The organism is Moorena sp., assembly GCF_982860115.1.
In genome coordinates, this window is record NZ_CEYLVT010000121.1 from 1 (window position 1) to 7245 (window position 7245).

General features: G+C 45.6%; 4 protein-coding genes. 3 read left to right on the forward strand and 1 reads right to left on the reverse strand.

Annotation, left to right across the window (positions count from 1 at the left end; translation table 11 throughout):
* Positions 1-302 precede the first annotated feature (302 nt).
* Positions 303-3476, forward strand: coding sequence for a two-partner secretion domain-containing protein (locus AC4II3_RS19690; protein ID WP_488012084.1), 3174 nt, complete (start codon positions 303-305; stop codon positions 3474-3476).
* Positions 3477-3707: 231 nt separating this feature from the next.
* Here the strand turns inward: AC4II3_RS19690 and AC4II3_RS19695 are convergent, their stop codons facing one another.
* A complete protein-coding gene (locus tag AC4II3_RS19695) occupies positions 3708-4820 on the reverse strand; it encodes an S-(hydroxymethyl)glutathione dehydrogenase/class III alcohol dehydrogenase (RefSeq protein WP_488012082.1) in 1113 nt (370 codons plus the stop codon).
* 367 nt (positions 4821-5187) lie between these two features.
* On the opposite strand from AC4II3_RS19695, the gene map reads away from it, so the two are divergent.
* Together map and AC4II3_RS19705 are read left to right on the forward strand one after the other, a co-directional pair.
* Positions 5188-5976, forward strand: a complete 789-nt coding sequence (gene map, locus AC4II3_RS19700) for a type I methionyl aminopeptidase (RefSeq protein WP_488012080.1) — start codon at positions 5188-5190, stop codon at positions 5974-5976.
* A gap of 388 nt (positions 5977-6364) precedes the next feature.
* Positions 6365-7245 (forward strand): DUF1565 domain-containing protein (locus tag AC4II3_RS19705; RefSeq protein WP_488012078.1); only part of this gene is annotated, 881 nt, incomplete at its 3' end.

Sequence of the window (7245 nt, forward strand, 5' to 3'; positions counted from 1 at the left end):
CCCCACACCCCACACCCCACACCCCACCCCCTACACCCCACACCTGAGGTCACGAAATGATTACTTTGCCCACCGTACTCTACTGATAACTGATAGCTGAATACTGACAACTTTGAGCTTTTATTTAAGGGGAAAACCACTACCGTAATCACCGCTACTGTGGCAACTTCTACCTGTTTTTGTAAAGTATAAGTAAAGTATACGTAAACTAGAAGTAAAAAATTTGTAAATCAATCAAGCTGATATTTAGCTGATATTTATTTTATGGAATAATTCGAGAATTCGGTAGCTTATTGATTACTATGAAACCTCGGATTTACCGACTTTTGCCAGCAACTAGCGTTGTGCTGTATTCTCTACTAGCTGCAACTACGGCATTAGGGCAAATTACCCCAGATAATACCCTGGGGAATGAAAGCTCTGTGGTAACGCCCAATGTTACTGTTAACGGAGACCTAGCGGATTTGATAGAAGGTGGGGCGATTAGAGAGAGTAATCTTTTCCACAGCTTTTCGGATTTTAATGTGGCCGAGTTTGGGCGAGTTTATTTTGCTAATCCTGCTGGAGTTGCTAACATCCTGAGTCGGGTAACTGGAGGTAATGTTTCCAATATTTTGGGGACTTTAGGCGTATCGGGTAATGCTAATTTATTTTTGATTAATCCCAATGGGATTGTCTTCGGTCCCAATAGCAGACTGGATGTGGGAGGGTCATTTTTTGGGAGTACTGCTGATAGTGTGTTGTTTGAGGATGGCACAGTTTTCAGCACATTAAATCCCAATGGAAAACCGTTGTTGACGATTAATATTCCCTCTGGGTTGCAATATGGTTCCAATCCAGGGACTATTACTAATCAGTCTCGTCTGTTTCAGGTACCAGATGGTCAAACATTGGGGCTAATTGGTGGTGAGGTTACTATTCCTGGTGGTGTTCTAGGTGCATTGGATGGACGGATTGAGCTAGGGAGTGTTGGTTCTAATAGTGTGGTGAAATTGACCCCAACCGATACTAGTTTTGTGTTGGATTATTCAGGAGTTCAAGCATTTCAGGATATTAGTTTGTCCCAAGGGGCTAGAGTCATTACCAGTGGTGAAGGTGGTGGGAGTATCCAGATTCAGGGGGGTAATGTGAGTTTACGCGATCGCTCTTTTATTGTTGCGGATACCGAAGGGAGTGGCAGTGGCGGTGGGACAGTGGTTGAGGTTTCTCAGCTCAGCCTTGAGGGTGGTTCTAGCATATTTGCGAATGTATTAGGCTCAGGGCAGGGGGGAAATTTGACAGTAAATGCCACTGAATCTGTTCGAGTGGTTGGTGCGCCTGATGGTACTATCAGCATCTTAGGAGCCATAGTTTTTCCAGGAGCAACAGGAAATGGGGGAGATGTCAGTATTACCACTGGGGAGTTAATTGTCAAAGATGGAGCACAAGTTTCAGCTGACACTTTTGGTGAAGGGGATGGGGGAAACTTAAGTGTCAATGCCGACTCTATTGTTCAACTCATTGGTACGACAGCCAATGGTCAGTTTACCAGCGGTTTGGGTGCTCAAGCTAATCCAGGCTCAAAAGGAAATGGGGGAGATGTCAGTATTACCACTGGGGAGTTAATTGTCAAAAATGGAGCACAAGTTTCAGCTGGCACTTTTGGTGAAGGGGACAGCGGAAATTTGACTGTGGATGCCGACTCTACTGTTCAAGTTATTGGAAATTCAGCCAATGGTCGCGCTCCCAGCGGCTTGTTTACTCAAGCTAATCGAGGCTCAAAAGGAAATGCGGGAGAGTTGAATATTACCACTGGGGAGTTAATTATCTCTGATGGAGCAGAAGTTTCAGCTAGGACTCTTGGTGAAGGGAACGGCGGAAATTTGACAGTGAATGCCGACTCTACTGTTCAAGTTATTGGTAGGTCAGGCGATGGTCGATTTCCCAGTGCCTTGTCTACTCAAACTAATCAGGGAACAACAGGAGATGCGGGAGAGTTGAATATTATCACTGGGCAATTAATTGTCTCCGATGGAGCAGTTGTTTCAGCTGGTACTTTGGGTGAAGGGGATGGGGGAAGCCTAAGTGTGGATGCTAAATCTACTGTTCAAGTGATTGGAACTTCAGCCGACGGTCGGTTTCGCAGCGGCTTGTTTACTCAAACTCAAGGGACCGGAAATGCAAGAGATGTGAGTATTACCACCGGGGAGTTAATTATCTCTGATGGAGCAGTTGTTTCAGCTAGTACTTTTGGTCAAGGAGACGGGGGAAATTTGACTGTAGATGCTTCCTCTACGGTTAAACTGATTGGTACCTCAGCTGATGGTAGGCTTGTCAGCCGCTTTTTGACTCAAACTCAAGGGAAAGGAAAAGCGGGAGATGTCAATATAGCCACTGGGCAATTAATTGTCAAAGATGGAGCACAAGTTTCAGCTGGCACTGTTGGTGAAGGGGACGGGGGAAATGTGACTGTCAATGCCTCCTCTAGTGTTCAACTCATTGGTACTGGTACCTTAGACGATGGTGAGTTTCCTAGCGGCTTGTTTACTGAAGCTCAAGGGACAGGAAATGCCGGAAGGTTTTTGAAAATTACCACTGACAAGTTAATAATCTCTGATCGAGCACAAGTTAGTGCTAGAAGCTTTGAAGCAGGTACTTCAGCCGGGGAAGTAAACATTAATGCCAACTCCATCTTCCTTGACAACAATAGCAGAATCACAGCACAAACAGCAGGAGGAGACAAAAGCAATATTAGGCTGGAAGCTGGTGACATCCGACTCCTCAACGAAAGCAAGATTATAACTGACGCCCAGAATACCGATGGGGGCAATATATTTATTGATACTGATACCCTAGTCGGTCTGGGAAATAGCGACATCACCGCCAATGCTCTAAAAGCCGAAGGAGATAATGTTACCATTGGCTCAGGAGGTCGTGTTGAGATTAATGCCAAAGGCATCTTTGGTTTAGAATTTCGAGACCGTGAAACTCCAGACAATGACATTACTTCCACCTCCGACCGTGGCTCATCCTTCAACGGTGACGTAATTCTCAACATCTCCCAGGTAGACCCGACCTCAGGCTTAAACGAATTGCCAGGAATCCTGGTGGATGCAGAAGCGATCCTGGCCAATGACCTTTGTGGCTTTGAGAATAATAGAATTGCTGGGGGCAGTTCCTTTACCATTACCGGCAAAGGCGGTTTACCACCAACTCCAGAGGATCCAGTGATTAATGCCCACAGAACAGTCAGGTGGCGGACTCGTCCTAGGTTACCCAGCACCAGAAAACCATTACAAGCGCAAGCAAAGGCCTTTGGCCACGAATCGCGAACAGTCAGACCCCGTCAAGACAAAAAAGTGATTATCGAAGCCCAAGGCTGGGTAATAGCAAAGGATGGCACGATTATTCTGACGGCGCAACCATTTAACGGGACTCCTGTTGAGCAGATATTTCCTAATCTTGATTGTCATGGGGGAGTAGGGAGTAGGGAGTAGGGTGTAGGGTGTAGGGTGGGTGTTGTGAACTAGAAATGTTTCCAGGTCTGTAGACTCTAGACTCTTGACCTTAAACCTTAAACCTTAAACCTTCAACCTTAAACCTTAAACCTTCAACGCTTAAACCTTAAACCTTAAACCTTCAACGCTTAAACCTTAAACCTTGAACCTTAAACCTTCAACCTTAAACCTCTGAATTAACCTTGGCCTTTGGCCACGCTACGCGAACAACTATCCAAACGTCACCACACTCCTAATCGACTCACCCTTATGCATCAAATCGAAGGCATCATTAATTTGTTCTAAGGGCATGACATGGGTAATCATGTCATCAATATTAATCTTACCTTCCATATACCAATCTACGATTTTAGGAACATCCGTGCGTCCTCTAGCTCCCCCAAAAGCTGTACCCCGCCAGACCCGTCCGGTAACCAATTGAAACGGTCGAGTATTGATTTCTTCTCCAGCACCGGCGACACCGATAATAATAGATTCACCCCAACCTTTGTGGCAGCATTCTAGAGCTTGGCGCATCACCTTAACATTACCAATACACTCGAAACTATAATCAGCGCCCCCTTTAGTTAAATCAATAATGTAAGGGACTAAATCGCCCTCTATTTCATTAGGATTAACAAAATCCGTCATGCCGAATTTTTCCGCAAGTTGTTGTTTATTAGGATTAATATCAACACCTACAATTTGGCTAGCACCCACCATCCGTGCCCCTTGGATCACATTCAAACCAATTCCCCCAAGTCCAAATACCACGACTCTCGAACCTGGTTGAACTTTAGCGGTATTGATCACAGCACCAATACCCGTTGTAACTCCGCAACCGATGTAACAAACTTTATCAAAGGGAGCATCTTTCCGAATTTTTGCGACTGCGATTTCTGGCAGTACGGTATAGTTAGCAAAGGTGGATGTGCCCATGTAATGATGCAGCATTTTGCCATCCACAGAGAAGCGACTGGTACCATCGGGCATCACACCACGTCCTTGGGTATTCCGAATTGCCTGACAGAGATTGGTTTTACCACTTAAGCAGTATTCGCACTGACGGCACTCAGGCGTGTAGAGAGGAATTACATGGTCTCCTACCTCGACGCTAGTCACCCCTTCACCCACCTCAACCACTACACCTGCTCCCTCATGTCCTAGAATGGCTGGGAATAGTCCTTCTGGATCTGCGCCAGAGAGGGTATAGGCATCGGTATGGCATACTCCGGTTGCTTTAATTTCCACCATCACCTCACCCGCCTTAGGTTCGGCTACCTGAACCGTTTCAATGGATAACGGTTTGCCTGCTTCAAAAGCTACTGCGGCTTTGACTTCCACAATCAACTCCTACTTGGTCTTATCAACTGACCTATTCTATTAGACTTCTTGGCAGTTGTCGGGAACAGCGGAGCAGGGAGATGGGGAGATGGGGAGATGGGGAGATGGGGAGATGAGGAGATGAGGAGATAGGGAGATGGGCAGTCAGATCAGCCTTATTAAGGGCAGTAGGGGGGATTCCTGTTGCCTGTTGCCTGTTGCCTGTTGCCTGTTGCCTGTTGCCTGTTGCCTAAAACCCACAATATACCTCACCTATTACTCTCAAGCCGACCGGCGTTAATAAGGGATCACATTATTGTACAATTAAAAAAACAACAAATAGTGTATTTTATCCTAAGTTTTCGGGTAATTGACGGAATAAACACTCATGGCAGCTGAACGAATTGTCATCTTATCCAGTAGAGAAATAGCTAAAATGCGTCTTGCTGGACGCTTAGCCACTGCACTGTTAGACCATTTAGAACCCATGGTTAAGCCAGGGGTAAGCACCCTAGAGATTAATGATGAAGCGGAACGCTGGACAAAAGAGCATGGGGCAATCAGTGCTCCCTTAGGTTATCAGGGCTTTCCTAAATCTATCTGTACCAGTATCAATGAGGTTGTCTGTCACGGTATCCCTAACGGTAAGCAAATCCTTAAAGATGGGGACATCATTAATATTGACGTAACACCAAAGCTGGATGGATATCACGGGGATACCTCTAGAACCTTTTTTGTTGGTACTCCCTCACCCCTAGCAAAAAAGCTGGTGGAAGTTACTGAAGAGTGTATGATGCGTGGTATTGCTGAGGTCAAGCCAGGAGCAAGAGTTGGCGATATTGGTGCTGCTATCCAAGAGTATGCCGAGTCCAACGGCTTTTCCGTAGTGCGAGACTTTGTTGGACACGGCATTAGCAAGATTTTCCATACAGCTCCCCAAATTCCTCACTATGGCACTAGAGGGAAAGGCAAACGCCTCCGGGCTGGTATGGTTTTCACTATCGAGCCAATGATTAACGAAGGTACCTACGAAGTGGAAATTCTAGCTGATAAGTGGACAGCTCTAACACGCGATCGCAAACTTTCTGCCCAATTTGAACACACTGTAGTGGTCACTGCTGACGGCGTAGAGATTCTGACCTTGCCAGAACAGGAAATCCAGAGCAAATCGGCTTAAGTGCCATTAGTCATTAGTCATTGGTGCTTGGTAATTCGTGCTTGGTGCTTTCTACTTGGTGCTCGGTAGCTGCCAGGAGACCTAATCTTTGTCAATCTGTTAGTCAATTTGGAGAAAGGACTAATCACCAAGACCAAACTCAAAGCACTAAAGACTAAAGACTAAGGGCTAAAGACTAAGGACTGATTAATATGGACATTTCCTGAAAATCGAGCTTAAACTGTGAGATATAGGCAGTAAAAGCAGGCACACTATCTAGGTAACAATTCTTAAGAGTATTTCTAAAGAATGTTAGCCTCCTGCTCAGGAAATTAGCAAGTGGTGAACCCTCTGATGGGTGACACCGCCGTTTTGCTGTGTTCTTAAGCGTTTTGGGTAATCTTAAATTATGGCAACTCTATACGTCAATCCAGCTACTGGAAATGATAGCGCTGATGGTAGCGAATCTACGCCCTTTAAAACTATTACCAAAGCATTCCAATCAGCTGGATCAGGTGACGAAATTAAACTAAAACCTGGTAATTATAATACCAGCAGTGGTGAAACCTTTCCGCTGAAAGATCCCACTGGTGTAAAGATTATAGGCGATGAAGCCAACAAAGGCAAGGACATCTTAATTGAAGGCAACGGGAACTACAACAGCCGTTTCCTTCCTGGTCAAAACGTGACCCTTATCCTAGCTAAGGATACGGAGCTCAGGGGAGTAACTATGACCAATCGTGAGCGCCGGGGCACTGGTGCCTGGATTGAGTCTGGTAGCCCTATTGTTGCTAATTGTACCTTCAAAGAGTGCAATCGTGAAGGGGTTTATGTCACAGGTGAAGCCACACCAGAAGTTAAAGATAATAATTTCATTGGTAGTGGTATAGAGGGTCAAGGGATATCGATTACCAAGGATGCCAAAGGGCAAATCCAAGGGAATACCTGTAAAAAAGTTGGTAATGGCATTTCTGTTAATGGTGATGCAGCGCCAAGGCTGGTCGAGAACCAAACCTCTGAAAACCTGACAGGAATAGAGGTTGGCGGGAACGCTCGACCGATACTGCGTGGGAATCGGATGGAAAACAACCAAGATTATGGTCTGTCATTTTCTAGCAATGGTTTGCCAGATTTGGGAACTGAAGGTGACCCAGGGGGAAACGTACTGCGTAACAACGGTCAGTTTGATTTAAAAAATTTCACCAGCGTTGAGCTGATTTCAGTGGGCAATGATTTAATTGCCTCAAAAGCCAGTGGTCCGGTTAAGATTGATGGCGTGATCGCTGGTGG

Bases quoted from the DNA above. Each gene is read 5' to 3' on its own strand.
- AC4II3_RS19690 (WP_488012084.1), top strand. From the start codon at position 303: ATGAAACCTCGGATTTACCGACTTTTGCCAGCAACTAGCGTTGTGCTG.
- map (WP_488012080.1), top strand. From the start codon at position 5,188: ATGGCAGCTGAACGAATTGTCATCTTATCCAGTAGAGAAATAGCTAAA.